The sequence below is a fragment of the Faecalibacterium sp. AM43-5AT genome, assembly GCF_003603345.1.
GTDB lineage: Bacteria > Bacillota > Clostridia > Oscillospirales > Ruminococcaceae > Faecalibacterium > Faecalibacterium taiwanense.
Window position 1 is genome coordinate 22026 of sequence record NZ_QVGZ01000003.1, and the last position, 25804, is coordinate 47829.

General features: G+C 56.4%; 20 protein-coding genes and 1 tRNA gene. 16 read left to right on the top strand and 5 right to left on the bottom strand.

Annotated features, from left to right (window positions below; translation table 11 throughout):
• Window position 1: 1 nt before the first annotated feature.
• From DW937_RS05315 to argF, 13 genes are all read left to right on the top strand, one after another.
• Window positions 2-760, top strand: a complete 759-nt coding sequence (locus DW937_RS05315) for an alpha/beta hydrolase-fold protein (protein WP_120120342.1) — start codon at window positions 2-4, stop codon at window positions 758-760.
• A gap of 168 nt (window positions 761-928) precedes the next feature.
• On the top strand, window positions 929-2257 hold the full coding sequence (locus tag DW937_RS05320) for an ATP-grasp domain-containing protein (protein ID WP_120120343.1): 1329 nt from the start codon (window positions 929-931) through the stop codon (window positions 2255-2257).
• A gap of 193 nt (window positions 2258-2450) precedes the next feature.
• Window positions 2451-3437, top strand: coding sequence for a hypothetical protein (locus DW937_RS05325; protein ID WP_120019943.1), 987 nt, complete (start codon window positions 2451-2453; stop codon window positions 3435-3437).
• Window positions 3438-3649: 212 nt separating this feature from the next.
• Window positions 3650-4612, top strand: a complete 963-nt coding sequence (locus DW937_RS05330; RefSeq protein ID WP_120120344.1) for a hypothetical protein — start codon at window positions 3650-3652, stop codon at window positions 4610-4612.
• 131 nt (window positions 4613-4743) lie between these two features.
• Window positions 4744-5571, top strand: a complete 828-nt coding sequence (locus DW937_RS05335; RefSeq protein WP_120120345.1) for an MYG1 family protein — start codon at window positions 4744-4746, stop codon at window positions 5569-5571.
• Complete coding sequence (locus DW937_RS05340; RefSeq protein ID WP_120120346.1) at window positions 5558-5863, top strand: GIY-YIG nuclease family protein; 306 nt, start codon at window positions 5558-5560, stop codon at window positions 5861-5863. The genes DW937_RS05335 and DW937_RS05340 overlap by 14 nt, the downstream gene beginning before the upstream one ends.
• A 368-nt stretch (window positions 5864-6231) precedes the next feature.
• Complete coding sequence (locus DW937_RS05345; protein ID WP_097776835.1) at window positions 6232-7464, top strand: argininosuccinate synthase; 1233 nt, start codon at window positions 6232-6234, stop codon at window positions 7462-7464.
• Between the two features lie 315 nt (window positions 7465-7779).
• Window positions 7780-9180, top strand: a complete 1401-nt coding sequence (argH, locus tag DW937_RS05350) for an argininosuccinate lyase (RefSeq protein ID WP_120120347.1) — start codon at window positions 7780-7782, stop codon at window positions 9178-9180.
• Window positions 9177-10118: an N-acetyl-gamma-glutamyl-phosphate reductase gene (gene argC, locus DW937_RS05355; RefSeq protein ID WP_120120348.1), complete on the top strand. Its 942-nt coding sequence runs from the start codon at window positions 9177-9179 to the stop codon at window positions 10116-10118. The genes argH and argC overlap by 4 nt, the downstream gene beginning before the upstream one ends.
• Before the next feature lie 259 nt (window positions 10119-10377).
• Window positions 10378-11607, top strand: coding sequence for a bifunctional glutamate N-acetyltransferase/amino-acid acetyltransferase ArgJ (gene argJ, locus DW937_RS05365; protein ID WP_120120350.1), 1230 nt, complete (start codon window positions 10378-10380; stop codon window positions 11605-11607).
• Window positions 11608-11812: 205 nt separating this feature from the next.
• Window positions 11813-12667 (top strand): acetylglutamate kinase, encoded by an 855-nt coding sequence (argB, locus tag DW937_RS05370; RefSeq protein ID WP_005938551.1) that lies wholly within the window; start codon window positions 11813-11815, stop codon window positions 12665-12667.
• A 132-nt stretch (window positions 12668-12799) separates the two neighbouring features.
• Complete coding sequence (locus tag DW937_RS05375) at window positions 12800-14002, top strand: aspartate aminotransferase family protein (RefSeq protein WP_005938549.1); 1203 nt, start codon at window positions 12800-12802, stop codon at window positions 14000-14002.
• Window positions 13999-14913, top strand: coding sequence for an ornithine carbamoyltransferase (argF, locus tag DW937_RS05380; protein ID WP_118527474.1), 915 nt, complete (start codon window positions 13999-14001; stop codon window positions 14911-14913). Before DW937_RS05375 ends, argF begins: the two co-directional genes overlap by 4 nt.
• A gap of 79 nt (window positions 14914-14992) precedes the next feature.
• Here the strand turns inward: argF and DW937_RS05385 are convergent, their stop codons facing one another.
• A complete protein-coding gene (locus tag DW937_RS05385) occupies window positions 14993-16348 on the bottom strand; it encodes a PTS transporter subunit EIIC (protein WP_120120351.1) in 1356 nt (451 codons plus the stop codon).
• 312 nt (window positions 16349-16660) lie between these two features.
• Between DW937_RS05385 and DW937_RS05390 the strand changes: the two genes are divergently transcribed.
• Both DW937_RS05390 and DW937_RS05395 read left to right on the top strand, forming a co-directional pair.
• Window positions 16661-17860, top strand: a complete 1200-nt coding sequence (locus DW937_RS05390; protein ID WP_118527478.1) for an enolase C-terminal domain-like protein — start codon at window positions 16661-16663, stop codon at window positions 17858-17860.
• A 91-nt stretch (window positions 17861-17951) separates the two neighbouring features.
• On the top strand, window positions 17952-18683 hold the full coding sequence (locus DW937_RS05395) for a GntR family transcriptional regulator (protein WP_118527480.1): 732 nt from the start codon (window positions 17952-17954) through the stop codon (window positions 18681-18683).
• A gap of 46 nt (window positions 18684-18729) precedes the next feature.
• Here DW937_RS05395 and DW937_RS05400 read toward each other — a convergent pair whose 3' ends face one another.
• Window positions 18730-20097 (bottom strand): MATE family efflux transporter, encoded by a 1368-nt coding sequence (locus tag DW937_RS05400; protein ID WP_120120352.1) that lies wholly within the window; start codon window positions 20095-20097, stop codon window positions 18730-18732.
• Window positions 20098-20508: 411 nt separating this feature from the next.
• Between DW937_RS05400 and DW937_RS05405 the strand changes: the two genes are divergently transcribed.
• Window positions 20509-20600, top strand: a tRNA-Ser gene (locus tag DW937_RS05405).
• Window positions 20601-20688: 88 nt separating this feature from the next.
• Here DW937_RS05405 and DW937_RS05410 read toward each other — a convergent pair.
• Genes DW937_RS05410 through DW937_RS05420 form a run of 3 tightly spaced genes read right to left on the bottom strand, consistent with a single transcriptional unit; the run spans window position 20689 to window position 25493 of the window.
• The gene (locus DW937_RS05410) at window positions 20689-21864 is read right to left on the bottom strand and encodes a site-specific integrase (protein ID WP_120120353.1); all 1176 of its coding nucleotides are present in this window, start codon (window positions 21862-21864) and stop codon (window positions 20689-20691) included.
• A 56-nt stretch (window positions 21865-21920) separates the two neighbouring features.
• Complete coding sequence (locus DW937_RS05415; protein ID WP_120120354.1) at window positions 21921-22322, bottom strand: (deoxy)nucleoside triphosphate pyrophosphohydrolase; 402 nt, start codon at window positions 22320-22322, stop codon at window positions 21921-21923.
• A gap of 12 nt (window positions 22323-22334) precedes the next feature.
• Window positions 22335-25493: a DEAD/DEAH box helicase gene (locus DW937_RS05420; RefSeq protein WP_120120355.1), complete on the bottom strand. Its 3159-nt coding sequence runs from the start codon at window positions 25491-25493 to the stop codon at window positions 22335-22337.
• Between the last annotated feature and the right edge of the window lie 311 nt (window positions 25494-25804).

A 25804-nucleotide genomic window follows, 5' to 3' on the forward strand; every position in this document is an offset into this window, starting at 1 on the left:
CATGGAAATGCAGTATTTTAAGGACTACAGCCCGGCGCTGGGCCGCGACATGGAGTGCAAAATTTACGGCCACGCAGGCCGCCCGATGCTGTACATCCCCTGTCAGGATGGCCACTTCTTCGATTTTGAGAACTTCCACATGAACGATACCCTTGCCCCATGGATCGATGCTGGTAAGATCATGGTGATCTCCATTGATACCATGGACAAGGAGACCTGGTCCGACACGCAGGGCGACCCCTATTGGCGCATCCGCCGCTATGAGCAGTGGCTGCGCTATATCGTGGAGGAGGCTGTGCCCAAGATCCAGTATCTGGCCAAGGAGCGCAACGGCTGGGACGACCTGCCCGGTGTCATTGCCTTTGGCTGTAGTCTGGGCGCTACCCATGCGGTCAACCTGTACCTGCGCCGCCCGGATGTGTTCTGCGGCTGTCTGGCCCTCAGCGGCATCTACACGGCCCACTATGGCTTCGGCAATTATATGGACGAGCTGGTGTACATGAACTCGCCCGTGGACTACATGAAGCACTTCCCGGAGGATCACCCCTACATGCAGCTGTTCCGCAGCCAGAAGGCGGTCATCTGCTGCGGTCAGGGCGACTGGGAGCAGCCGGACACCACATGGTTCCTCAAGCGCATCTTCGAGGCCAAGAACATCCCCATCTGGGTAGACCTGTGGGGCCACGATGTGAACCACGACTGGAACTGGTGGTATAAGCAGACTGCATATTACATGCCCTACGTGCTGGGAGAGCAGTAAACAGGGAACTCCTCCAGTCTGCTTCGCAGACAGCCCCCTCATGGAGGGGGCCTTGTAAAAGCTCTCCGCAACAGAAAAAGGCTCCCTCCCGGAGGGAGCTGGCACGGCGAAGCCGTGACGGAGGGAGTTTTTATAGAGGTTTATAGAGGAAAGAGGAATCATAAAACCATGCAGAATTTTATTTTTATTTCGCCCAACTTCCCCACCAACTACTGGCAGTTCTGCCGTGAGCTGAAAAACAACGGCATGAACGTGCTGGGCATCGGCGACCAGCCCTACGATGAGCTGAAGCCGGAGCTGAAGGACAGCCTGAACGAGTACTACAAGGTGGGCAGTCTGGAAAACTACGACGAGGTCTACCGCGCCGTGGCCTTCTTTGCATTCAAGTATGGCCGCATCGACTGGCTGGAGTCCAACAATGAATACTGGCTGGAGCGGGACGCAGCCCTGCGCACCGATTTCCACATCACCTCCGGCTTCCAGACCTCCGATATGCCTCGCATCAAGTACAAGAGCAAGATGAAGGAGTATTACCAGAAGGCCGGCATCGCCACCGCACGCTACCACATGGTGGACGATTACGAGGGCTGCCGGAAGTTCATCGACGAGGTGGGCTACCCGGTGGTGGTAAAGCCGGATAACGGCGTGGGCGCATCCGATACCCACAAGCTGTCCAGCGACGAGGACCTGAAAAAGTTCCTCGTGCAGAAGACGGCCCATCACCCGGATGTGGAGTACATCATGGAGGAGTTCGTCCGGGCAGAGGTGAACAGCTACGATGCCATCATCGATGCCAACGGCAACCCCATCTTTGAGGCCGGCAACGTGAGCCCCATGTCCATCATGGATATCGTCAACGACAACGACAACTCCATCTATTACATCATCAAGGACCTGCCCGAGGACACCCGCGCCGCAGGCCGTGCCGTCGTCAAGAGCTTTGGCGTCCGGAGCCGCTTCATCCACTTTGAGTTCTTCCGCATGACCGAGGATCAGGCCAGCATGGGCCAAAAGGGCCAGATCGTGGCACTGGAAGTCAACATGCGCCCCTGCGGCGGCTTCACCCCGGATATGATCAACTTTGCCCGTTCCACCAACGTGTATAAGATCTGGGCCGATATGATCGCCTTTGGCGGCACCGATATGCCGGTGGGCGAGCACTTCTACTGCCCGTTTGCAGGCCGCCGCGACGGCAAGCACTTTGTGTACAGCCACGAGCAGATCATGCAGAAGTACCAGCAGAACATGCGCATGGTGGACCGCATCCCGGATGCTCTGAGCGGTGCCATGGGCAACCAGATGTACGTTGCCACATTCTCCACCCGCGAGGGCATGGAGCAGTTCTACGCCGACGTGCTGGCCACCACCGACGACAACAACGCCGCTGTACAGAAGGAACTGAGCAGCATTCTGGCTCTGGGCGAGCCGGAGACCACCCCGGCGGAAAAGCCCGCCGCTCCTGCCGCTAAAAAGGCACGCACCACAAAGAAAAAGTAAGAATACGCTCAAACAGCCCCGGAACGGCATCTGCCGCCCCGGGGCTGTTGTTATATTGCAAAAAAATGGTCACCCGTTCTGAGCGAAATGACAAATTTTTTCAGATTGGTTGACAAGATGCCGGGGGGGGTAAGATGTGGGTGTGAAGCATATTTTTGGGGTGCTTCGGCACAAAAAACAGGAGGCTTGTATTATGAGATTGTACAAAAAAGCAGCCGCTGTTCTGCTGGCGGCAGCAATGGCTGTTTCCATGATGACCGCTTGCGGCGGTGGCGGTGGTTCCACCGGCGGCAATGGCGGCGGCAGCGGAAACAATGGCGGAAGCACATCCGTGGCTGTGCCTGCACCGGACAAGTTTGAAAATGTTGGCACTGGTTCCGAAAGTGAGGGTGGCGGGTCCGGCACTTTGGGTACGCCGATCGCAAGCTTCAGCGGAAGCCAGTATGCAGCTTTTGTTCAGAATGTGAAGAATCATCAGTCCACCGGTCTGTACATGGAATACACCACTGTGGAATATGATGCGAACAAAGCATATAAATCTGGAATAAATTATATTCTTGCAGCGGATAGAAATGACATCTATTTGAAAATGAGGTCTGTCGGCAGCACATCCTCGGTTCCGAGTGTGGTATTCGGAACGGTCGAGAACAATACAGAGTGGTTGTACGCCTTGTATGAAAAGTCGAAGGTTGCAGTGGGCGAGCAGGGAGCCTATAATGAAGGCCAGCTGTGGGATGATATTGGCTTTAGTGCAGATGCTCTGCCCTATCAGATGTACAAGACTGTTGTAAAAGTGAACGGCCAGCCCTATGACGCTGAGACCTTTACGGATTCCTATGGAACCAAGTACACTATCTGCTATCAGGGCAGTATGCCGAAGTATACGATGATTGAATATGCGCATCCGGATTCAGACGGTGTGCAGTATTACGTCACCGAGTATAAGACCATCCAGTACACCACCAACGGCCTGTGCCAGTGGCCGAAAGACGGCTATAAGGTCTATAAGTACGTCAGCACTTCTCAATCCGGCAATACGGCAACGATCGTGCTGGCAGATGAAGCAGGCAAGCAGTATACGATCACTGTCGTGGAAGGCGTCCCCAATGGCCTGACCGTTAAGGATGGAAACGGCAATGTCGTTACAGACCAGTTCAAGTGGCTTATGCAGGGCGAGTAAAACAAGAATATAATTTACAACCAATAATCTTCAGCCCCGGAACGGCATCTGCCGCCCCGGGGCTGTTGTTATATTGCTAAAAAATGGTCATCTGTTCCGGGCAAAATGACAAAATTTTTCAGATTGGTTGACAAGATGCCCGGGGGGGTAAGATGTGGGTGCGAAGCATATTTTTGGGGAGCTTCGGAACAAAAAAACAGGAGGCTTGTATTATGAGATTGTACAAAAAAGCAGCCGCCGTTCTGCTGGCGGCAGCAATGGCTGTTTCCATGATGACCGCTTGCGGCGGTGGCGCAGGCGGCGGCAACGGTGGCAATGGCGGGAATGGCGGTAATGGTGGCGACACTGAAATCGTTGAACCGGTTCCCGGTCCGGATACAACGGATCCGGATCAAGGCGGTGAGACTGGCGGCACTACGACTCAGCCCGAGAAGACAAAAATCCCGGATGTGACAAAGAGTCAGTATGCACAGTCCTCGAAGAAGATCTACAATTCGAACGAGTTCTATGTTCAGGCTGCTATGGCCGATTATGATGCCAATAAAACAAAAACGAGCGAAGGACAGATGATTTTGGCCCGCAAAGGCACCGATGTTTACGCGAAAACTGCCTTTACTCAAAACAGCAAGACCCAAGAGTATGCGGTGTTCGCAGAAAAGACAAACGATGGCAAGTATGCAAGTTACCTGCTGTTTGAGGATGCTAAGACTGCATTGAAAAGTATTCGGAACGATCCGCCCATGGACTTTTCTAAAGAGGAAGAATTGCCGAACGAAATGTACCGCACTACTGTAAAAGTCGGCGGCAAAGAATATTACGCAGAAACCTATACAGATAAAAACGGTTCCGAACAGATCATTTGCTTTGACGAAAATGGCATGCCGAAATATCAATTTTCTCAGCGAAAGGATGGCACCTCTGAGACTACGGTGTTCCAGACCATCCGAATCGGTAACTCTAATAACCTGTGCAAGGTGAACGGCTATAAGGTTTATACGATGGAGAACGATGCGGAACGTAATCCGATTCTGGTCGATGAAAGTGGCAACAAGTATAAAGTTACTTTCAAGCTTGATGAGACTACCGGAGTGTGTACTGATGTGAAAGTCGAAAACAGCAATGGCGAGAATGTAACGGATGACTTTGCATGGTTTGTTAAGTATTTTAAAGGTTAAAGCACTTTTCTCAAAAAAATAACAAGATGTTTTGCCCCGGCTGTCCCACGACAGCCGGGGCTTTTCGTTGTCCCTTTTGGCAAAGTGTGGTATACTGTTGCCAGAGATTTTATTGGGAACGAGGTACATCTATGAAAATTCCTGCAAACGGCTTTACCCATGCCGGCAAGTTCCACGCCGACGATGTGTTTGCCACTGCGCTGCTGCAGATCCTGCGCCCGGATATCAGGATCACCCGCGGCTTTGTGGTGCCGGACGGTTTTGACGGCATCGTGTACGATGTGGGCTTTGGGATGTTCGACCACCATCAGGAGCCCCGGGAGTACCGCGCAAACGGTGTGCCCTACGCGGCCTTCGGCCTGCTGTGGCGGGTGCTCGGCCCCGGCCTTGTGGGCGAGCGTCAGGCCCGGCTCATTGACGAGAACTTCATCCAGCCGCTGGACCTCAACGATAACACCGGCGAGCAGAACAGCCTGTGCGATGCCATTGGCTTTTTTAACCCGGTGTGGGACTCCAAAGAGGATCAGGACACCTGCTTTTTCAAGGCGGTGGCCGTGGCAAAGCAGATCTTGGAAAACCAGATCGCCAGCGCCAACGCCGTGAACCGCGCCGATGAGAAAGTCCAGCAAGCTTACAAAAACTCCCGGGACGGCATCGTGGTGCTGCCCTGCTATCTGCCGTGGAAGAACGGCCTGTACAAGACGGACGCGCTGTTCGTGATCTACCCCAGCCAGCGCGGCGGCTGGAGCGCCCAGTGCGTCACCGACCACAAGACCAAGCGCCCCAAACTCCCCTTCCCCCAGAGCTGGGCCGGTCAGCCGCAGGAGGTCATTGAGCAGAAGAGCGGCATCCCGGGCATCAGCTTCTGCCACGCCAGCCGCTTCCTCATCACCGCCAAGGATAAGGAAACTGCCCTTGCCGCCTGCCGTCAGGTGTTAAAGAACAATGGCCGCATCTGAGCCGTGCGCCCGGCCAAAGCCTGCCTTTGTGTATATGGTGCGGTGTACCGGCGGCCAGCTGTACACCGGCTGGACCAACGCCCCCGCCGCCCGCCTGCAGGCCCACAAAAGCGGCAGAGGGGCCCGCTACACCCGGGCCAGAGGTGCAGCGGCCTTTGCCTACGTGGAGCGCTGTGCGGACAAGCGCAGCGCCCTGCAGCGGGAAGCTGCGCTCAAAAAGCTGCCCAAGGCGCAAAAAGAGCTGCTGTGCCGCGCATGGAGCGCGGCGGGCGGGCCCTTTTCCGGCGCATAAAGACAAAACGAAACCCGGAACTCTTTCAGGGCCAGACGGCTCACAAAAGGGTCCCGGGCGTTTTGTTTTTGCGGTGTGAATTCTTTCCGTGTGCTGTAGTCCGCACATGCCTCCGGACAGGCTGCATGTGCCCCGAATATATACTGCGCAAATGCATAAAATATGAATATATTCTGCAAATAACGCATAAAGATACAAATTGAACCAAAACAGAGGTCAAATCCGTGTAAGGTTTGGCGGTTTTCGGCATTGACGGAAAAGCCGCGCGGCGTATAATAAAAGCATCAACAGAAATGCAGATGCAAGAGGGTGCGGGAGGGATGCCTGCATCAGAAAACAAAAGTGTATTTTTAAAAGGAGCAATCATCATGAAAAAGGAAAACATCAAAAAAGTCGTTCTGGCATACTCCGGCGGTCTGGACACCTCCATCATCATTCCCTGGCTGAAGGAAAACTACAACAACTGCGAGGTCGTCGCTGTCTCCGGTGACGTGGGTCAGGGCACCGAGCTGGACGGTCTGGAAGAAAAGGCCAAGGCTACCGGCGCTTCCAAGCTGTACGTGCTGGACCTGAAGAAGGACTTTGTGGAGAACTACATCTTCCCCACCCTGAAGTTCGGCGCAAAGTACGAGGATTACCTGCTGGGCACCAGCTTTGCACGTCCCTGCATCGCCAAGGCTCTGGCAGATATCGCCATCAAGGAAGGTGCAGATGCCATCTGCCACGGCTGCACTGGTAAGGGCAACGATCAGGTGCGTTTTGAGCTGACCCTCAAGGCCCTGTGCCCGGATATGGCCATCATTGCTCCGTGGCGTGAGTGGGATATCAAGAGCCGTGACGAGGAGATCGATTACGCCGAGGCTCACCACATCCCCCTGAAGATCAACCGCGAGACCAACTATTCCAAGGACAAGAACCTGTGGCACCTGAGCCACGAGGGTCTGGATCTGGAAAGCCCCGCCAACGAGCCGCAGTACAACAAGCCCGGTTTCCTGGAGCTGGGCGTCTCCCCCGAGCAGGCTCCCGATGTTCCCACCTATGTGACCATCCACTTTGAAAAGGGCATCCCCACCGCCGTGGACGGCAAGGAGATGGGCGCTGTGGAGCTGGTGGAATACCTGAACAAGCTGGGCGGCGAGAACGGCATCGGCCTGCTGGATATCGTGGAGAACCGTCTGGTGGGCATGAAGAGCCGCGGTGTGTACGAGACCCCCGGCGGTGCCATCCTGTACAAGGCCATCAATGTGCTGGAGACCATCACTCTGGATAAGGAAAGCTCTCACTTCAAGGCTCAGCTGGCCCAGAAGTATGCTGATATCGTTTACAACGGCCAGTGGTTCACCCCGCTGCGCGAGGCTCTGGATGCCTTTGCCGACAGTCTGGAAAAGACCGTTACCGGCGATGTGAAGCTCAAGCTCTACAAGGGCAACATGATCAACGCCGGTGTCACCTCTCCGTACACCCTGTACGACGAGCAGACTGCTTCCTTCGGCGAGGATGACGACTACAATCAGGCAGATTCCGCCGGCTTCATCAACCTGTTCGGCCTGTCCATCAAGGAGCGCGCAAAGCTGTCCAAGAACTGGCCGGAGGTCAAGTAAGCAGCTGTAACATCTTCCCTTTCGTGTGTTTTCACACTTTCACACGGAAGTTCCATCCAACCGGCATCGTTGCCGGCGGCACCGCCGCAGGAGCGTTTTCCCCTGCGGCGGCTTTGCCGTTTTTAGAAGAAATAAAATGAGCGGCAAAAACTCCTTCCGTCAAACCCTGACGGGTTTGCCAGCTCCCTCAGTGAGGGAGCCTCTGGCGAAGAGGTGAAGCTTTCCGCACTGCCAAGGCCTCCCTCCTTGAGGGAGGTGTCACCGAAGGTGACGGAAGGAGTCTCGGCGAGCCGCCTATCAGTAAAGGATAAAACTATGGCAGAACAACTCTGGAAGGGCCGTTTTTCCAAGGCCGTGGATTCCCGCGTGAACGACTTCAACTCCTCCATCCGGTTCGACCAGCGCATGATCGCGCAGGATATGCGCGGCAGCGGCGTGCACGCCGCCATGCTGGCAAAGCAGGGCATCATCTCGGAAAAGGACTGTGAGGACATCCTCAACGGTCTGGCTTCCATCGCCGATGATCTGGCAGCCGGCAGGCTGGAGATCGACCCGGGTGCCGAGGATGTGCACACCTTTGTGGAGCAGACCCTCACCGCCCGCATCGGGGATGCCGGCAAGCGGCTGCACACCGGCCGCAGCCGCAACGATCAGGTGGCGCTGGATATCCGCCTGACCCTGCGGGACTACAGCCACACCCTGCAGGCCTACATTGTGGAGCTGGTGCGGGTGCTGTGCAAAAAGGCAGCGGAGAACACCACCGCCGTCATGCCCGGCTACACCCATCTGCAGCGCGCCCAGCCCATCACCTTTGGCCACGCTCTGATGGCATATGCATCCATGCTGCTGCGCGACCTGCAGCGCTTTGAGGATGCCACCGCCCGCATGGACGCACAGTGCCCGCTGGGCAGCGGCGCGCTGGCTGGCACCACCTACCCGCTGGACCGCCAGTTCACCGCCGAAAAGCTGGGCTTTGCGGCTCCCTGTGCCAACAGTCTGGATGGCGTGTCCGACCGCGATTTCTGCATCGAGCTGGCAAGCGCTATCTCCATCTGCATGATGCACCTGTCCCGCCTCTCTGAGGAGATCATCCTCTGGTGCAGCTGGGAGTTCAAGTTCATTGAGCTGGACGATGCCTTTACCACCGGCTCTTCCATCATGCCGCAGAAGAAGAACCCGGATGTTACCGAGCTGATCCGCGGCAAGACCGGCCGCGTCTACGGCGACCTGAACACCCTTCTGGTGATGATGAAGGGCATTCCCCTCGCCTACAACAAGGACATGCAGGAAGATAAGGAAGCCATCTTCGACGCAGTGGATACGCTGGAGCTGTGCCTGAAGACGGTCACTCCCATGCTGGATACCATGAAGACCATTCCGGCCAACATGCGCCGCGCCGCCGCCAAGGGCTTTATCAACGCCACCGACTGCGCCGACTACCTCACCAAGAAGGGGATGCCCTTCCGCGATGCCTACAAGCTGACCGGCTGCATGGTGTCCGACTGCATTGCAAAGGACAAGACCCTTGAAGAGCTGACCCTCGACGAGTTCAAGGGCTACAGCGCTCTGTTCGAGAACGATATCTACGATGCCATTGATCTGGTCAAGTGCTGCGAGGGCCGCACCAGCTACGGCGGCCCCAGCGAAGCCAGCGTGAACAACCAGATCGCACTGGCAAACGCACAGCTGGATGCGTGGGAGGAAAAGAACGCATGAGCGTGAAAGTTTTTATTGATGGCTCTTCCGGCACCACCGGCCTGCGCATTGCCGACCGTCTGGCACAACGCCCGGAGATCGAGCTGCTTTCCATTTCCGCAGAGGGCCGCAAGGATGTGAACGAGCGCGCGAAGGTGATCAACTCTGCCGACCTCGCCTTCCTCTGCCTGCCGGATGCCGCTTCCAAAGAGGTCATGCCCCTGCTGCGCCCGGACGTGAAGGTGCTGGACACCTCCACCGCCTTCCGCACCGATGCCGCATGGGACTACGGCTTCCCGGAGCTGGCGGGCCAGAAGGAAAAAATCAAAAATTCCTGCCGCGTGGCAGTGCCCGGCTGCTATGCCAGCGGCTTTATCAGCATTGCCCGCCCGCTGGTGGAGCTGGGCCTTGCACCGGCAGATTATCCCTTCAGCTGCACCGGCATCTCCGGCTACTCCGGCGGCGGCAAAAAGATGATCGCCGAGTACGAGAGCGCTGATCGCCCGGCGCACAGCAAGCTGGATGCACCCAAGAGCTACGGTCTGGGCCTTGCCCATAAGCATCTGCCCGAGATGCAGAAGATCAGCGGCCTTGCCCACACCCCCATGTTCGTGCCCGTGGTGTGCGATTACTACTGCGGCATGCAGGTGCTGGTGCCGCTGGATCTGACGCTGGCGGGCAGCACCGCCGAACAGGTGGCCGAGGGCATTGCGGCATATTACAAGGATGCTGCCACCGTCAAGGTGCACGCTCTGAACGAAGCCCTGCCGGAGAACGGCCTGTACTCCAATGCCATGGCCGGTACCGACCGCATGGAGCTGTACATGACCGTGAACGCTGCAGGCGACCAGATGATGCTGGTCTCCCTGTTCGATAATCTGGGCAAAGGCTCTTCCGGCGCGGCCGTCCAGTGCATGAACCTGATGCTGGGGCTGGAAGAGACCGAAGGGTTGGAATAAACTTGTATCTCATATGGGCAGCGTCCTCGCCCTCTCCGTCTTTGCTGCGCAAATCCACCTCTCCCAAAGGGAGAGGCCTTGGCAAAGAGATGAAGTCTGCGTGGACTGCCAAGGGCTCCCCCTTTGAGGAAAGACTTCCCCCGCGCCGGGGGAAGATGTCGCGTAGCGACAAAAGGGGGAATCTGGCGAACGTATGTGAGCCTGAGAGGGCGAGCCTGTTTGCGTGAGAAGTATTTCTTTGTGGGAAAGGAAGATCATTATGCAGTATCAAGAAGTTGCGGGCGGCATCTGCGCGCCCAAGGGCTTTGCGGCGGCTGGCGTGCACTGCGGCATCCGCGCAAACCATGCAGAAAAATACGATCTGGCACTCATCAAGGCGGACGTGCGCTGCGCCGCCGCCGGTGTGTACACCACCAACAAGGTCTGCGGCGCACCCATCAAGGTGGACCGCGCCCACCTGAAGGACGGCTACGCACAGGCGATCATCGTGAACAGCGGCAACGCCAACACCTGCGCCGCCAACGGCGTGGCTCTGGCCGAAGAATGCTGTGAGCTGGTGGGCAAGGAGCTGGGCATCGACCCGCAGGACGTTCTGCCCGCTTCCACCGGTGTCATCGGTCAGCCCATGGTCATCGACCCCTTTGCCCGGGGCATCCCTGCCGCCGCCGCAAAGCTGGCTGCGGACGAGCAGGGCAGCACCGATGCCGCCACCGCCATCATGACCACCGACACCCACAAAAAGGAATACGCCATCCAGTTCGAGCTGGGCGGCAAGACCTGCACGGTGGGTGCCATTGGCAAGGGCAGCGGCATGATCGCCCCCAACATGGCAACCATGCTGGCCTTCTACACCACCGATGCGGCGGTCTCGCCCATCCTGCTGGAAAAGGCCCTCAAGACCGTGGTGCCCGGCACCTACAACCAGATGAGCGTGGATCTGGACACTTCCACCAACGATACCCTGATCATCATGGCTTCCGGCCTTGCAGGCAACCCGGAGATCTGCGAGGAGAACGCGGACTACCACGCCTTTGTTGCCGCGCTCACCGCCATTGCAGAGCACATGTGTGCCGAGCACGCCGGTGACGGCGAGGGTGCCACCCACCTCATCACCTGCGAAGTGACCCACGCCCCCGACCTGAAGACCGCCCGTGCCGTCAGCCGCAGCGTGGTGTGCTCCAACCTGTTCAAGGCCGCAGTGTTCGGCCGCGATGCCAACTGGGGCCGCATCCTGTGCGCCATCGGCTACACCCCCGGCGATTTCTCCATTGATAAGGTCTGCGTGTGGCTTTCCAGCAAGGCCGGTGAGGTGTATGTGTGCGAAAACGCCGCCTACCACCCCTACAGCGAGGACGAAGCCGCCAAGGTGCTGGCTGAGCACGATGTGCTGGTCAAGGTGGACATGGGCACCGGCGATGCATCCGCAAAGGCATGGGGCTGCGATCTGACCTACGATTACGTCAAGATCAACGGCGACTATAGAACTTAATGGAACTCCCCCAGTCGCCTGCGGCGACAGCCCCCTCAAGGAGGGAGCCTGAAAGCCTCCCTCCTTGAGAAAGACTCCCCCGGCCGGGGGAGGTGGCACGAAAGTGCCAGAAGGGGAATGGGTGGCATCGCGCAGCGATGACGGAAGGAGTTCGTCTGGTGGAAAACGAATGCCGGAGCAAGCGTGCTGGCGGCAAGGAGAGTATATGAAAAACGAAGAAATGGCGCGCCTTTTCTCTGAGGCGACACCCTACATCCAGAAGTATCACGGAAAGACCATGGTGGTAAAGTACGGCGGCAATGCCATGATCAACGAAGAACTGAAAAATGCCGTCATGAACGATCTGGTCACCCTTACCCTGCTGGGTGTGCGCGTGGTGCTGGTGCACGGCGGCGGCCCGGCCATCAACGAGATGCTGAAAAAGGTGGGCGTGGAAAGCCATTTCGCAAACGGTCTGCGCGTGACTGACGATGCCACCATGGAGATCGTGCAGCAGGTGCTGGCCGGTAAGGTGAACAAGGATCTGGTGGCAAAGCTGCGCGGCCGCGGCGTGGGCCTGTGCGGCATGGACGGCCAGATGCTGCGCTGCACCGAGCTGGACCCCCAGCTGGGCCATGTGGGCGAGATCGTGCATGTGGACGCTACCCTGATCGCAAGCCTGCTGGACGGCGGCTTCATCCCCGTGATCGCCACGGTGGGCATGGACGATCTGGGTCAGGCCTACAACGTGAACGCCGACACCGCCGCTGCGCAGATCGCGATTGCGCTGAAAGCGGAGAAGCTGGTATCCATGACCGATATCGCGGGCCTGCTGCGGGACAAGGACGACGAGAGCACCCTCATCCCCGAGGTGGAGGTGTCCGAGATCGAGGGCTATAAGTCCGCCGGCATCATTGCGGGCGGCATGATCCCCAAGATCGGCGGCATGGCCGATGCCATCTATCAGGGCGTGCACGAGGCGGTCATCATCGATGGCCGCGTGCCCCACTCCATCCTGCTGGAGCTGTTCTCCAACCGTGGCTCCGGCACCCGCTTCTACCGCCGCAGCCACCGCGAATAAGCATTGCGCAGGTGCCGTGCAGGCGGTATAATAAGAAAAATGACCCTCTCAAGCCTTTGCCAGCATTTTCTGGCGCGAAAGCGCCTGAGAGGGTTTTCTGTTCACAGTCTCTGTTCACAGGAGGGTACACCTATGGATTCTGAAAAAGTCATCAAGCGGGACAACGAATACGTCCTGCACACCTATAACCGCAACCCTATTGTGCTGGAAAAAGGCCACGGCCTGCGCGCCGCAGGCCCCGAGGGTCAGCAGTATCTGGATTTTACCAGCGGCATTGGCGTGAACAGCCTTGGCTACTGTGATCTGGACTGGGCCGAGGCCGTTTCCGAGCAGGCCCATAAGCTGCAGCATACCTCTAACCTTTACTACACCGCGCCCTGCGGCAAGCTGGCCAAAAAGCTGTGCAAGCGCACCGGCATGAGCAAGGTGTTCTTTGGCAACTCCGGTGCCGAGGCCAACGAGGGTGCCATTAAGGCCGCGCGCAAGTACAGCGTGGACCACTACCGCAAGGACCGCACCACGGTCATCACGCTGGTGAACAGCTTCCACGGCCGCACCATCGCCACCCTGACCGCCACCGGTCAGGAGGTGTTCCACAACTACTTCGGCCCATTCAACGAGGGCTTCCTGTATGCTCCGGCAGGCGATATCGAAGCGCTGGAGGAGCTGGTGGACCGCACCACCTGCGCCGTGATGCTGGAACTCATTCAGGGCGAGGGCGGCGTGATGGCGCTGGACCCGGACTACGTGCAGGCCGTGCGCAAGCTCTGCGACGAAAAAGACCTTGTGCTCATCGTGGACGAGGTGCAGACCGGCGTGGGCCGCACCGGCACCTTCCTGTGCTGCGAGCACTACAACCTCAAGCCGGATGTGGTCACGCTGGCCAAGGGTCTGGGCGGCGGCCTGCCCATCGGCGCAGTGCTGATGAACGAAAAGGTAGCCGAGGGCATGGGCCCCGGCACCCATGGTTCCACCTTCGGCGGCAACCCGGTGGTCTGCGCCGGTGCCAACGTGGTGGTGGACCGCATGGACCAGAGCTTCCTTGCCAATGTCAACGAGCGCGCCGTCCAGCTGCGCGCAGGCATCGCAAAGCTGCCCCATGTCAAGAGCATTTCCGGCATCGGCCTGATGGTGGGCATCGAGTTCTACGACCTCAAGGCCGCAGATGTGCTGGCCGCCTGCCGCGAAGCGGGCCTGCTGGTGCTGACAGCCAAGACCCGCCTGCGCCTGCTGCCGCCGCTGACCCTCAGCGAGCACGATGTGGACATGGCGCTGGAGATCCTGAGCGATGTGCTGGGCAAGATGGAGCCGACGGCTCCGAAGGAGCAGGCATGAAAAATCTGCTGAAAATGAGCGACCTCTCCCCTGCCGAGCTGACCCACATTCTGGATGTGGCCGATCAACTCAAGGCACAGCAGAAGCTGGGCGGCACGGCCCCGCTGCTGGCAGGAAAGACGGTTGCCCTGATGTTCTCCAAGGCATCCACCCGCACCCGCACCAGCTTTGAGGTGGGTGTGTACCAGCTGGGCGGTCTGGGCAACTACATGAACACCGCCGAGCTGCAGGCCGGGCGCGGCGAGCCCCTCAAGGACACCGCCCGGGTGCTGGGCCGCTACTACGACTGCGTGGTGTGGCGCACCTACCGCCAGAGCGATCTGGAAGAGTTTGCCGAGCTGGCCGGTGTGCCGGTGATCAACGGCCTGACGGATTACGCCCATCCCTGCCAGGTTCTGGCCGACCTGATGACCATTCGGGAGCGCCGGGGCAGCCTTGCGGGCCGGAAGCTCTGCTTTGTCGGCGACGGCAGCAGCATGGCAAACAGCCTCATCGTGGGCGGACTGCTGGCTGGGATGCAGGTCACCTGCGTCTGCCCGCAGAGCTACCGCCCGGCGGCGGATGTGCTGATGTTCGCCCACAAGTACGGCAGCGCCTTCCACCTGACCGCAGACCCTGCCGAGGGTATTCAGGATGCCGATGTGGTGGCAACGGCTGTGTGGAACACCGCCAAGCCCGGCACGCCGGAAAGCGAGCAGCGCCTGCGGGATTTCGTGGGCTACCAGCTCACGGGCAAGCTGCTGGAAAGCGCAAAGCCCGATGTCATGGTGCTGCACTGCCTGCCCGCCCACCGGGGCGAGGAGATCTCCTCGGCGGTGTTCGAGCAGCACGCACCGGAGATCTTTGACGAAGCCGAGAACCGCCTGCACGTGCAGAAAGCCGTGCTGGCTATTCTGCTGGCGGGAAAATAAAAACAGAACGCCAACAGGGCCGCCGCACAAACGATGTGCGGCGGCCCTGTTTTTTATCGTGGGAGATTTGAAAAAGCAATCAGCTGCGGTCCATTTTGACCACGAACAGGTAGCTCAGAACAAAGGATAAGCCAAAGGCAATGACCCAGCCGATGGCGGCGTAGATGAAGTAAGGTCCGATATAAGCGGGAATGCTGAAAATGCTGGAGGTGATGTAGCCGTACAGGCGCACACCGAAGGCACCGATGAAGGCGCTGCCCACGCAGCTGCCGATGGTGGCAGCAAGGAAACCCTTCTTGTACTTGGTCAGCACGCCGAACAGAGCAGGCTCGGTGATGCCCAGAATGCCGGACAGAACGGAGGACAGAACGATGGAACGTTCCTTTTGGCTCTTTTCTTTGAAATAGCAGCCTGCGGCGGCACCCACAATGGACAGATTTGCAATGAACATCATGGGCATGAGCATGTCATAGCCCTTGGTGGCAAAGTTCTCCAGAGCAATAGGAGTCATGGCGTGATGCATACCCACAAGAATGGAAGCGGGGCGGATCAGACCCATGACGACACCGGCAAAGATGGGAGAGATACCGAACAGCAGATCCAGCATCCATGCCAGACCCTTGCCGATGTAAATGCCCACGGGACCAATGACCGTCAGGGCAAAGAAGCCGGAAAGGAACAGGGTGATGGTGGGGGTGATAACGGTGCGGGCGGCTTCGGGAACGATATTATCGACCCACTTGTAGATATAGCTCAGGGCAAATACGCCGAAGATGATGGGAATGACCGAACCAGAATAGTTGAATACCGGGATGGGCAGCACACCGGCAAACATAAAGTTGCTGATCTCGCCTGCCTTGGCAGCATCCACCATGGTGGGGTACATCAGAGTGGCGGCAATGGCAATGGCCAGATACTGGTTGGTCTTGAACTTCTTTGCAGCCGATGCGGCAATGAAGAACGGCAGGAAGGTAAATACGCCGCTGGCCAGCATATCAATGATCTTATAGGTGTCGGTGGCGTTGGAAACCACGCCAAGAGCCACCAGACCGCCCATAAGACCCTTGATCATACCGGCACCGGCAATGGCGGGCACGATGGGGCCGAATACGCCGGACACCATATCCATGAACCAGGAAATAAAGTCTTTCTTTTTTTCCGGCTGGGCAGGAGCTGCGATATCCTCCTTCAGATCCAGCATCTGCAGGGCGATGTCATAATATTTATGGACGCTGGTGCCAAGCACGATCTGCAGCTGGCCTTTGGCAAACTGCACGCCAATGACACCATCCAGCGCCTTGATGGCGTCCTCCTGGATCTTGCTGGTATCCTTGAGCTCAAAGCGCAGACGGGTCATGCAATGCCAAGTGTTCACAACATTGTCTTTGCCGCCGACATACTCGATGATTTTTGCGACGACTTCAGTCTTTTCCATAAGGGAGAGCCTCCTTCTTCGGTTTCCTTTTTCCTTGATTGTGTTCCAAAGCGAAAATCCAGCACGTGCGTTGTGACGCTAATATACCACGGAAAAATTTCATTGTAAAACATACCATTTCTCGGAAATGATTTAAAAAAGCAACGATAACATGCTGTTAAATGATTTTATTTTCAAAAATTGGACTGTTTTATTTTGCGGTTTTCGCCAAATAAAAAGCAGGAATTGATTTGCCGCCAAAGGTATGATTGAATAGTTCTGCAAGCAAAAATGCAAACCCTTTTCAATCTGCTATAAAGAGGTGTGCTTCTTATGAAACCTACGATCATTACAGATATCAAATGTTTTGTCACGAACCCGGAACGTCATAATCTGGTGGCTGTCAAGGTGCTCACGAATAAGGGCGTTTATGGTGTGGGCTGCGCAACCTTCCAGCAGCGGCCGCTGGCGGTGAAATGCGCGGTGGAGGATTACCTCAAGCCCATCCTGATCGGACGCGATGCCAACGATATTGAAGACCTGTGGAACCTGATGATGGTCAATTCCTACTGGCGCAACGGCCCGGTGCTGAACAACGCCGTGGCCGGTATTGATATGGCTTTGTGGGACATCAAGGGCAAACTGGCAGATATGCCGCTGTATCAGCTGCTGGGCGGCAAGGCACGAACGGCCATCCCTGCCTATACCCATGCCGTTGCTGATACGATGGAGGAACTGTACCGCGAGGTGGATCGCATTTACAACGAGGGCTACCGCCACATCCGCTGCCAGCTGGGTTTTTACGGCGGCATCCCGGATGAGCTGCATACCCCGGAAGATCCCATTCCCGGCACCTACTTCAATCAGGACGACTATATGCGCAATACAGTGTATATGTTTGGCAAGCTGCGGGAAAAGTACGGCAGCAAATTCCACATCCTGCACGATGTGCATGAGCGGTTGACCCCGAATCAGGCCATCCAGTTTGCAAAGGATCTGGAGCCGTACAAGCCATTCTTCCTGGAGGATCTGCTTTCCCCGGATCAGAACGAGTGGCTGGGACAGCTGCGCAGCCAGTGCGCGACCCCCATTGCCACCGGCGAGCTGTTCAATAACCCCATGGAATGGAAAGAACTGGTCGTGAACCGCCGGGTGGACTACCTGCGCTGCCATGTTTCCCAGCTGGGTGGCATTACCCCGGCGGTAAAGCTGGCGCACTTCTGCGAACCCTTTGGTGTGCGTATCGCATGGCACACCCCATCGGACATTACCCCCATCGGGGTGGCGGTGAATACCCATCTGAATATCCATCTGCACAACGCGGCCATTCAGGAGAACATCGAGCTGAAGGATAAGATCAAAGCCTGCTTCCCCGGCTACAACGAGGCAAAGGGCGGCTACTTCTACCCCATCGAGCGCTCGGGCATCGGTGTGGATATCGACGAGGAAGAAATTGCAAAATATCCGGTTCGGTATCGTCCGCATGAGTGGACGCAGAGCCGCATCCCGGACGGCACGCTGGTGACACCGTAAATCTGAAAAACGATCTTTACCACAGAGCTTTACAAATTTGTACGCTCTGTGGTATTCTTTTTGAGGAAATGAATTTTGGGAGGGCGTTACAATGAGCGCAAAAAAGACGGATTTTATTGTGACCGACCTCATCAGCAAGATCTTCCAGCGCAAGACGATCATGGATAAACTGCCCAGTCAGCGGGAGCTGGCAGGGTTGTATCATGTGTCTCGGTTTACGATCCAGAAGGTGATGTCCCGGCTGCAGTCCATCGGGCTGATCTATATGACGCAGGGCGATGGAACCTATGTCAATAAGCGCGCTCTGGGGCATCCGATGGTGTACAATTCGCTGACCGAAGTGCCTTACGATGAGTTGCGTTCCAAGCTGATCTATCTGAAGCAGGTCGAACCTTCCAGCGAACTGCAGCGCATCTTCAACCTGAAAACCGGTCAGAAACTGTGGGAGTTCCGGCGCATACGTATTGTACGGTATGAGATCAGTCAGGTAGAAACCGGCTGGATGCCGCTGGCGCTGTTTCCGGGGCTGAACAAGGACGTGCTGGAGGATTCCATCCAGAACTACGCCTTGCAGCAGAAATACCGTATTGCCTATTTTATCACCAACTACCATGCCGGTGCACTGGATGCAGAGCACGCGGAACTTCTGGGAAGCAAAAAAGGCGTTCCGGCAATGGAGATCACATCGCGCGGCGTACTGCGGGATGGCAGCATTTTTGTGTATAGCCGCATCAGGGCGCTGCAATATGAATGCACCTATGTTTCACCCTTTAATAAGGATGTGTTCCTCTCCCGTCGGGAAAAGCCGGACGATCCTGCATAAACATCGTGCCTGCCGGGTAAAAACGGCAGGCACGATGTTTAAATCATTATACTTTCATTGCTCCCCTGTCCAGAATTTTATCGAACCGGGCAAAGAAGGTGATGGTGGTGATGGTGGTGGCCAGAATGTCGCTGACCGGCTCGGCCAGAAACACGCCGAACACTGCATCCGGCAGAACGTGCGGCAGAATGAAGATGAGGGGGATCAACAGAATGATCTTGCGCAGGCAGGCCAGCAGCAAGCTGACCTTAGCCTGTCCCAGCGCCATAAAGCTTTGCTGGCAGGCGATCTGGAAGCCCATGGCAAAAATGCCCGCCATGTAAATGCGCATGGCCCACGTGGTGTACTGGATCAGTGCGGTGTCCGAGGTGAAAATGCCCGCCACCGCGCCGGGAAACAGCATCATCAACAGCCAGAACAAGCAGGTGTAGGCCCCGCACAGCGTCAGCTGAAAACGGAAGGCTTCCTTGACGCGGGCCTTCTTGCCTGCGCCGAAGTTGAAGCTCATCACCGGCTGTCCGCCCTGACAGATGCCCTGAATGGGCAGCGTGCACAGCTGGGATGCGCTGGTGATGACGGTCATGGCACCCACAGCCACATCGCCGCCGTACCGCGCCAGACTGGAGCTGAAGCTGATGGAAAGCAGGCTCTCGGTGGAGAGCATCACAAACGAGGAGATGCCCAGCGCCAGCACCGGCAGAATGATCTGCTTTTTCGGGCGCAGGTAGTCTCTGCGCAGGCGCAGGATGGTCTTTTTGCCGGTGAGAAAGCGGATGATCCATGCCGCGCCCACGGCCTGACTGAGCACCGTGGCAATGGCCGCGCCCCGCACGCCCAGCCCGAACCCGAAGATCAGGATGGGGTCGAGGATAATGTTGATCACCGCGCCGATCACGGTGGTAAGCATACTGGTTTTGGCAAAGCCCTGCGTGGTGATAAAGGGGTTCATGCCCAGCACCACCAGCACGAACACCGAGCCTGCAATGTAGATGCGGCTGTAGCTCAGGGCGTACGGCAGGGTGGCATCGCTGGCACCGAACAGCCGCAGCAGCACCGGTGCCCCGGCATAGAAGCCGATGGTCAGCACCACGGCAAAGAACATCAGCACGGTAAAGCTGTTGGAGATGATCTTTTCGGCCCGCTGCCTGTCCCCCTGCCCCAGAGCAATGGCGGTGCGCGGCGCGCCGCCCGCGCCCACCAGCATGGCAAAAGCGTTCAGCAGCATCAGAATGGGTGTGAACAGCCCCACGCCGGTCAGCGCTGCCGCGCCAATGCCCGCAATGTGGCCGATGTAAATGCGGTCCACGATGTTATACAGCAGGTTCACCACCTGCGCCACCACGGCGGGGATCATGAGCTGCAGCATCAGCTTTTTGATGCTGCCGGTGCCCATATCTTGTTTTGCCTGTGCCATTGGAATTCTCTCCTCTGTACTTCAAATTTGAAAAATATCGTTCCTATTATACTCGGCTCCCGCCCAAAAGAACAGCCTTTTTTGCAAAGAAACCGCGCTTTCTGCCCCAAAAACGCAAAACGGCCCGGCTGCGTATGTCTTGCAGCCGGGCCGTGCCGTAACGGAAGAAAAGTGTTGACGGAAAACCGCTTTTTTGCTATACTGTAAAGGCTAATATATGGAGATGTATCGAAGCGGTCGTAACGAGAACGACTCGAAATCTAACTGGCTTTTTGGAAGTGGGTTTCCGATTTTGCTAGGTTTCATGCGGGTTTTCCGGCTTCGAGAGCGAACGATTTTCGGTCGTTCTCTCCTGAAATTCTCTCCAAAGTTTTCCCAGAATGCACGGTGCATTCTAAAAATTTAATATTTGGAGCATTACTCAAGTGGTCGTAAGAGGTCGCACTCGAAATGCGATAGGCCGGGAGACCGGTGCCAGGGTTCGACTCCCTGATGCTCCGCCAAATCGAATGGACAGATGAATTTTATTCGTCTGTCCATTCTTTTTTGCCGGAACATCGCCCGTCCACCCTGTCTTTGGGGCGTATGGCATCATGCTGACGCATTGCCATAGCCCAGCCCCTCCAGCATCGCCTGTGCAGACGAGAGCTTGGAAGCGTAATCGAGGTGGGCGTAAATATTGGCGGTGGTGGAGAAGTCGCTGTGCCCCAGCCATTCCTGAATCTGCTTCATGGGAACGCCATTTGCCAGAAGAAGGCTGGCGCAGCTATGACGCAGGTCGTGGAAGCGGATAGGACGCAGACCGTTTTTTTCCAACAGCTTCGGAAACTGCTCGGAAACGTAGTTGGGGCGGATGATGTTCCCGATCTCGTCCACACACAGATAGCCCAGATAATCCCGGTTGTAGCTTTTACCGCACAGGCGGCGGTAGGTTTCCTGCTGACCTTTCAGCATCAGCAGACAGTCACGGATGGGCGGCACAAGAGGCAGCGTCCGCAGACTGGATTTCGTTTTTGCGCGGTCTGCCTGCACCAGAACCTTTTTGCCGTCGATGGATGCCTGCGTGACGATGTGCTTGATCTCCAACGTGTTGGCTTCAAAGTCGATGGCATCCCATTTCGGACCCAGCACCTCGCTGCGGCGCAGGCCGTAGAAGGATGCCAGCAGAACCGGGATCTCCAGTTTGGTGCCCTCTGCGACCTCCGTCAAAGCATGAATCTCATCGGCACTGTAATAGCTGCCTTTGAACTCGTTCTTCTTCGGACGCTCGACCTTATCTGCCGGATTGGTGGGGATCAGGTCGATCTTTACCGCATACTTCAACGCCTTGTGGATGTTTGCATGATAATGGATCACCGAATTTGCCTTGACCCGTTCAAGCTGTTTGTTGTAGAAATCCTGCAAGTCAGTGGCTTTCAGGTCTACCAGCTTGATGCCGCGCTTTCGGAAATAGGGAACGATCACACGCTCCACCATTCCCTGATAGCTGGCATAGGTCGTGATCTGGACAGTGCTTTTCGTGACTTCCAGCCATTTCAGCATGAAGTCCGAAAAGAGAATGTCATCGTCTAAGCGAATTTCCGCAGGTGCAGTGGGAACCATGAAGTTTCTCCGACGTTCCAGCAAAAGAGCCTCGGCTTTCTTCTTGTTCCTCTTGACGGACAGACCGGTGGCTTCCCACTTGGTCTTTCGCTTTCCGTCTGCGTCCTTGTAACTCAGAACGATGTAGTAGAAGTCATTTTTTTCTTGCAGATAATTGATCCCCATACAGCAAATTGGTAATTTTTGTAAAATTGCAACAATAAAAATCTGGACGATGGATTTCATCCCAATGTCGCTCGAATCCGTTCCAGAATCGTCTGGTCAGCCGGGAGCCACTGTACAGAATCCAGTTCGTCTTTTGTCAGCCAGCGCGCGGCTTCGGCTTCTTTCAGAACAAGGTCACCAGAAAGGACCTCACACCAGAAGCAGTCCATCGAAAGATGAAATGCAGGATAGTCGTATTCGATGGTGCCGATTTTATCATGTACCGCAATTTCGGTGTCCAACTCTTCCTCAATCTCTCGCTTCAGCGCCTGCTGCGGGGTTTCACCCGGCTCGATTTTGCCGCCCGGGAACTCCCATCCGCCCTTGTACTCGCCGTAGCCGCGGGCGGTGGCATAAATTTTATGTTTCGTCTGAATATCGTCGCAGATCACAGCTGCAACAACGCGAACAACCTTCATGATATTCTCCTTTTAACCGACCACCAGCTTGTTGGTCTTTTTGAGAAACTTTGCAGGGATTGGGCGGTTCAGCCGCCATGTGATATTCATGGGGCGGGAGCCCTCGTGTTTCACATAGTTCACCGTGCCCAGATAGGTATACGCTCCTGCACCGCCAAAACGGGCCTCTGCCTTGAACTCGCGCACGAACAGCAGCACCCGGCTTCCTTTTTCCCGGTGATGGATGTAGCGCTGCCCGGTGGCAGAGTTTTCGGCGGTGGTGCTCTGGCTCTGCCAGTGGAAAAGGCTTTCGTTGATGGAATAATCCTTGTACATGGTGGTGGGGGAGTAATCCTTGTCCGCTTTGTTCAGGGTCACAAAGAATACGTCCAGCTGCTTTTCCGGCAGCCACTTCACGCCCTCGCGGACAGTGGCAGGCTTCAAAAAGTCCAGCGCCACCAGCAGCTGGTCACGGGTATAAGTACAGTGCAAATCCAGCGGACAATCAAAGCCCACATCCACCGGCTCGTCAATAAAATCGATGCGGTCATATTGATACTGCAAAAGTGCCTGCAGCTCCCCCAGCAAAACGGGACTGTCCGAGAGAGCATACAGGTTATCGAGAACTTCTTCATCCTCCCAGCTTTCTGCAGTTTTGCCCCAGAGGGTCACATAGAACATCTGCAGCATCCGCTTCTCTACTGGCGATAGAGCCGCAAAGTCGGTGTTGTCCAACTTTGGCAGAAGCTCCAGCAAAAAACGGATCCACCTGCGGGAATCCACGACTGCAAAGCGTGCAAGGGCTTTGGTCATGGTCTCTTCCAAAGGTTCTGCAAAATCGGATGCCGCCCCTGCGCGGACGCACAGCCGGCTGAAGCAGACCTTTTTGCTGTAAATTGCACGCGGGTCAAGATGATAGTAGTCGAGGAAGTTCCTGAGTGTCAGGGGTAGACCGGTATCCTCGGTAAAGGCAGTTGCCCGCGCCACAAGCCCGGAGGTGCGGTCATAGGAGGCGCTGATATTGTCAAGCACATATTTTGCGGCGATCTTTTCCAGCTGGATATAACAGCCCTTGGGCGCAGAGACAAAACCCTCTTTAATCTCTCGGCTGACGCTGTGGGTGGTGTTGGAGAGCAGGGCCGTAAACTTTTCCTCGAAATTGTACTTCTTGTTTGCTTGCCCGATGAAGTCCAGCACGGTCAGGCATTCCTTGTTTTCAGCCAGACGCAGGCCGCGGCCCAGCTGCTGCAAAAACACGGTCAGCGACTCGGTGGGGCGCAGGAACAGCACGGTGTTGACTTCCGGGATGTCCACGCCTTCGTTGTAAATGTCCACCACAAAAATGAAACGAATCCCTCCGGAAATGAGCCGCTGTTTGGCGGTGTTGCGCTCCTCATCGGAAGAATCGCCGGTCATCGCTATGGACGGGATGCCGTGGGTGTTAAAATAGTCCGCCATGAACCGGGCGTGCTCGATGGAAACGCAGAAGCCAAGCCCCTTTACCTCGTCAATATCGGTGACATATTTCAGGATAGAATTCACCACAAGGTCAGCGCGGCGCTGTGCTACCATGCCGCTGAAGGTGTACAGGTTGGACAGTTCGGCCTTATCATAACCGCCGGTGCGCCATTTCAGACTGCTCAGGTCGGCCGCATCGGTCACGCCGAAATATTGGAACGGGCACAGCAGTTTCCGGTCAATGGCTTCCGGCAGGCGAATCTCGGCGGCAACGCGCCCACCGAAATAATCCAGAATGCTCTTGCCGTCCATACGCTCCGGTGTGGCAGTCAGGCCCAACAAAATCTGTGGCTGATAATACTCCAACAGCTTCTGATAGGTGGGCGCGGCGGCATGGTGGAATTCGTCCACCACGATATAATCGTAGAAATCAGCCCCGGTCTTGGCGGTAAAATCCTGCGAGTTGAAGGTTTGGATGGAAATAAACAGGTGTTCAATGCTGTCCACTTTGTAATTGCCGACCAACAGTTCGCCGAAATTGGCATCTTTCAACACGGCACGGAAAGTGTACAGGCTCTGTTTCAGGATTTCTTCCCGATGCGCCACGAACAGCAGGCGGCAAGGCTTTCCGGGATGCTGTTTGCAGAACCGCTTGTAGTCCAGCGCAGAGATGACCGTCTTGCCGGTACCGGTGGCAGCAACCACCAGATTGCGGTTGTGCCCGCGCACGGCGCGCTCCGCTTCCAGCTTGTCCAGAATTTCCTGCTGGTAGGAATACGGCAGAATATCCAGTGTGTAAATGCCACCGTGGTGGGTCTCGCTGTACTTTTCGGCTTTCAGGGCCCGCGCAAGGCGCTCCCGCTGACCTTCGTCGTAGTACTCGAACTCGCCGGCGTTCCAGTAGCTTTCAAAGGTGGCGGCGATCTTATCGATGGTCTCCGGCAGATCTTTCCGGGTCACTTTCACGTTCCATTCCAAGCCGCTGGAAATGGCCGCGTTGGACAGGTTGGAGGAGCCAACATAGGCCGTCGTGAAACCGGTATCCCGGTAGAACACATACGTCTTGGCGTGGAGTCGGGTGCGCTTGGTGTCGTAGCTGACCTTGATTTTCGTGTTGGGCAGCTGGCGCAGTTCTTCGATAGCCTTTACATCGGTGGCACCCATGTAGGAAGTGGTAACGATACGCAGCTCTCCGCCGTTCTGGGTAAACTGTCGTAGCTCGTCCATAAGCAGGCGCAGACCGCTCCACTTGATGAAGGATACCAGCATGTCGATGTGGTCGGCAGACACGATCTCCTTTTTCAGTTCAGTGTACATCTGCGGCTCGTGGATGGCACCGGTGAACAACGAGCTTTGCGCAAGAGACGTTTCCGGCCGTTCGATGTCTTTGGCCGCTTTTCCGGTTGCAAGGCGGGGGTCATTTTCCCGTAAAAGCGCAAGAAGCTGCTCTGCACGCTGGTCAACGCCCAGCGCGGCAAAGTCAGGTTCTTTGGTGGTAGTCTGGATGGTGCTTACGATCTGGTTTGCCAGAGCAATCTGTGCTTCGATGCCACCGCCATTGTCCTGTACGTTGTCGAAGCCTTTCTGTACCACTTCGGTCAGGTACTGCGCCAGCACTTTAGAGGCTTCTGCCGTGTCGATGGGCGCAGTGGATTTACGAGCTTCCGGAACCTCCGAAAGCTCGCGGTTCAGCGCATTGTTAATGACCTGTTCGTACAGTCCGGGGTGAAGCATGATGACACTTCCTTGCAGTTTTTTTCTATTATAGCGCGGACAAAAGCCCTATTCAATGCTCACAATACGGATGAGACATTGCTTAACCACTCAAAAGCACAATAAACAGGCAGGTTGCTGACATATTTCTGTACTAATCTCTGGAAAGAAGTCAGAAAGGTGTAGCTGTGGTCTCTGCTGTGTAGATGGCGGTAAGGACACTACTTGCGGCGTGTCATCAGGACCACCGAAGGCGGAAAATATGAGGACTACTGCGAAGAGCTTTCAGAGTGGGTGGAAGTTCCTGACCCGGACGATGATGACTGAACTCA

Bases quoted from the DNA above. Each gene is read 5' to 3' on its own strand.
- DW937_RS05320 (WP_120120343.1), top strand. From the start codon at position 929: ATGCAGAATTTTATTTTTATTTCGCCCAACTTCCCCACCAACTACTGG.
- DW937_RS05315 (WP_120120342.1), top strand. From the start codon at position 2: ATGGAAATGCAGTATTTTAAGGACTACAGCCCGGCGCTGGGCCGCGAC.
- DW937_RS05335 (WP_120120345.1), top strand. From the start codon at position 4,744: ATGAAAATTCCTGCAAACGGCTTTACCCATGCCGGCAAGTTCCACGCC.
- DW937_RS05415 (WP_120120354.1), bottom strand. From the start codon at position 22,322: ATGAAGGTTGTTCGCGTTGTTGCAGCTGTGATCTGCGACGATATTCAG.
- DW937_RS05340 (WP_120120346.1), top strand. From the start codon at position 5,558: ATGGCCGCATCTGAGCCGTGCGCCCGGCCAAAGCCTGCCTTTGTGTAT.
- DW937_RS05400 (WP_120120352.1), bottom strand. From the start codon at position 20,097: ATGGCACAGGCAAAACAAGATATGGGCACCGGCAGCATCAAAAAGCTG.
- DW937_RS05330 (WP_120120344.1), top strand. From the start codon at position 3,650: ATGAGATTGTACAAAAAAGCAGCCGCCGTTCTGCTGGCGGCAGCAATG.
- DW937_RS05385 (WP_120120351.1), bottom strand. From the start codon at position 16,348: ATGGAAAAGACTGAAGTCGTCGCAAAAATCATCGAGTATGTCGGCGGC.
- DW937_RS05420 (WP_120120355.1), bottom strand. From the start codon at position 25,493: ATGCTTCACCCCGGACTGTACGAACAGGTCATTAACAATGCGCTGAAC.
- argJ (WP_120120350.1), top strand. From the start codon at position 10,378: ATGCAGTATCAAGAAGTTGCGGGCGGCATCTGCGCGCCCAAGGGCTTT.
- DW937_RS05375 (WP_005938549.1), top strand. From the start codon at position 12,800: ATGGATTCTGAAAAAGTCATCAAGCGGGACAACGAATACGTCCTGCAC.
- argF (WP_118527474.1), top strand. From the start codon at position 13,999: ATGAAAAATCTGCTGAAAATGAGCGACCTCTCCCCTGCCGAGCTGACC.
- DW937_RS05395 (WP_118527480.1), top strand. From the start codon at position 17,952: ATGAGCGCAAAAAAGACGGATTTTATTGTGACCGACCTCATCAGCAAG.
- argB (WP_005938551.1), top strand. From the start codon at position 11,813: ATGAAAAACGAAGAAATGGCGCGCCTTTTCTCTGAGGCGACACCCTAC.
- DW937_RS05390 (WP_118527478.1), top strand. From the start codon at position 16,661: ATGAAACCTACGATCATTACAGATATCAAATGTTTTGTCACGAACCCG.
- argC (WP_120120348.1), top strand. From the start codon at position 9,177: ATGAGCGTGAAAGTTTTTATTGATGGCTCTTCCGGCACCACCGGCCTG.
- DW937_RS05410 (WP_120120353.1), bottom strand. From the start codon at position 21,864: ATGGGGATCAATTATCTGCAAGAAAAAAATGACTTCTACTACATCGTT.
- argH (WP_120120347.1), top strand. From the start codon at position 7,780: ATGGCAGAACAACTCTGGAAGGGCCGTTTTTCCAAGGCCGTGGATTCC.
- DW937_RS05345 (WP_097776835.1), top strand. From the start codon at position 6,232: ATGAAAAAGGAAAACATCAAAAAAGTCGTTCTGGCATACTCCGGCGGT.
- DW937_RS05325 (WP_120019943.1), top strand. From the start codon at position 2,451: ATGAGATTGTACAAAAAAGCAGCCGCTGTTCTGCTGGCGGCAGCAATG.